This window comes from Acetatifactor sp., assembly GCF_982438285.1.
This window is the reverse complement of record NZ_CEWDFQ010000502.1, coordinates 1-1646: the sequence shown is the minus strand read 5'-3', so window position 1 is coordinate 1646 and position 1646 is coordinate 1. Positions and strand designations below refer to the sequence as shown.

The following is a 1646-nucleotide window of genomic DNA, read 5'->3' as shown; positions in this document are numbered from 1 at the left end:
ATATATGACAAGGGGATATTAATTTTAATATTTAAAGGGAAAAGGGACGGGACATGAAAAAGAGAAATTTAGCATTGTTACTGACGGCGGCATTACTCAGCATGGGCGGCTGCGCGGCAGGAAGGGAAACCTCCATGGAGGTCCCGGAGCAGCATCGATCGGTATCTGAGCTGTGATATGGTCAGAGAAAGGGATAAGCTCTATGATGGAAAGGCGTAAACAGGAAAATGAAAAGGGCGCAGTCATTATAGAAGCCAGTGTTGCGCTGCCAATCTTTATTTTTGCCATATACATTATTTTATCAATAACCAATATTTGCTACGTGCAGGCAAAAATCAGCATGGCTCTGGACTCTGCCGCACAGGATATTTCCCAGTATTCATATCTTTATTACCGGCTGGGATTGGATAATCTGCAGGCGGAGCTGCACAATCAGGAGGGTGTGGCAGACTCCAGAGAAAGGGTTCAGGGAACCATTTCCGGTGTTGGCGCTTTGATGGACAGCATGGGGGAACTGGAAGGAAGCGTGGATATGGATGCTATGACCGTGGACTTTGAGGCAATGCAAGGAGCATTGAAGGACGCGCAGACAGCAGGGGGAGCGTTGTCGGATAATGCGAAGTCCTATGCGGATGCCATTGCGGAAGACCCCAAAGGATTCATAATGGGAATGGGTCTTATGGCGGCGGATGAGCTCTCAGGGGAAATGAACGCGCTGCTTGCCAGAGCCATGGGTCAAGCGTTCGTGAAACGAAATCTTAAGTCCTTTGCAGCTGATGATGCAGATGCTTTTTTAGAGCATTACCATGTGAAGGATGGATTGGATGGTTTGGATTTTTCCGGTTCATTGATGATGACCTATGGGGTATCCAATACCATTCAACTGGTGTGTACCTATGAGGTAGAAGTGGTCAGGCTCTTAAATTTTGACTATTCGGTCAGATTTCGGCAGTGTGCCAAAACAAGTGCATGGGGGAATGGTATTTCCAAAATAACGCCTGAAATTTCCACCTCAACGACTACCCCTTCCCTATGGGATATGGCGGATACGAGTGCGAGGGGGAAGCTGATTGTTTCCTATGAGAAAAAGAATTACACCTATGTAGATTCGGGGCACGGGTTTGATGCCTACAATAATGAAGGCGGTGCAAATGAATTTATCACAGTAACATCAAAGGATACTCATTCCCAATCCTACAGCACGGCAAATAAACTGAAAAATGCTTTAAATGCGGAGGCAAACAATCTGGTTTCTAAGGTCAGTAGAAATGGAAGAGATATTACGGTTACAAACGCAAGTACAGGGGAGCAGGAAACGATCCAATCGGATCCATCCACCAGAACCTATAAGATGGTTTTGGTCGTGCCGGAGGATGCAGATGATGCAATGATTAATGAGGCCGTCCAAAAATTTTGTGAGACGCAGGCGGAAAGCGGGAGAACTTTTGTGGTGGAAGTCAAAAAAGCATATGGGAGTCCCGCGTCGTCAGAAGAAAACAGCGAAAGCTGAGTGCAGTACAGGAGGAAGAAATGCAGCCGATCGATATTATTATGTTTGCCACAGCGTTTCTGCTCTGCATATTTTCTTTTTATATCTTGATAAGAGATAGAAAGTATAGAGGGAAATCTTTGGCAATATATAGTTT

2 protein-coding genes are annotated in these 1646 nt (G+C 45.5%); both read left to right on the top strand.

Translation table 11 applies throughout. From position 1 onward, the window contains the following. The first annotated feature begins 53 nt into the window (after nucleotides 1-53). Nucleotides 54-176, top strand: a complete 123-nt coding sequence (locus tag AC1WIP_RS15700; protein WP_481142706.1) for a hypothetical protein — start codon at nucleotides 54-56, stop codon at nucleotides 174-176. A gap of 26 nt (nucleotides 177-202) precedes the next feature. Beyond that, on the top strand, nucleotides 203-1510 hold the full coding sequence (locus AC1WIP_RS15695) for a TadE/TadG family type IV pilus assembly protein (RefSeq protein WP_481142705.1): 1308 nt from the start codon (nucleotides 203-205) through the stop codon (nucleotides 1508-1510). Nucleotides 1511-1646: the final 136 nt, after the last annotated feature.

Coding starts and splice junctions, on each gene's coding strand:
- AC1WIP_RS15700 (WP_481142706.1), top strand. CDS start 54: ATGAAAAAGAGAAATTTAGCATTGTTACTGACGGCGGCATTACTCAGC.
- AC1WIP_RS15695 (WP_481142705.1), top strand. CDS start 203: ATGATGGAAAGGCGTAAACAGGAAAATGAAAAGGGCGCAGTCATTATA.